The organism is Rhodoferax ferrireducens, assembly GCF_003347515.1.
Classification (GTDB): Bacteria; Pseudomonadota; Gammaproteobacteria; order Burkholderiales; family Burkholderiaceae_C; genus Rhodoferax.
Genome location: NZ_QEII01000138.1, coordinates 1 through 201, shown reverse-complemented (window position 1 = coordinate 201; position 201 = coordinate 1). Strand labels below are relative to the sequence as shown.

Sequence of the window (201 nt, the reverse complement as noted above, 5' to 3'; positions counted from 1 at the left end):
GTTGTGTGCACGAATTTGCGCTTCCATACCGAGCGCAGTCCGTGCTTGCGCATCAGACGGCGCAGACGGTAGATGCCAATCACGATCCCTCGCGAGGCCACTGCCGTGCGCAAACGACGACTCCCATAGGCCCCGCCACTTGCAGCAAACGCAGCCTTCATGTGCACGCTGGCTTCGCAAACCACAGGCTGGGCTTGGTCG

At 61.7% G+C, this 201-nt stretch carries 1 protein-coding gene; it reads right to left on the bottom strand.

Going from position 1 to position 201, the window contains the following annotated elements:
• Positions 1-201 (bottom strand): IS3 family transposase (locus C5P05_RS00665; protein ID WP_157979154.1); only part of this gene is annotated, 201 nt, incomplete at both ends.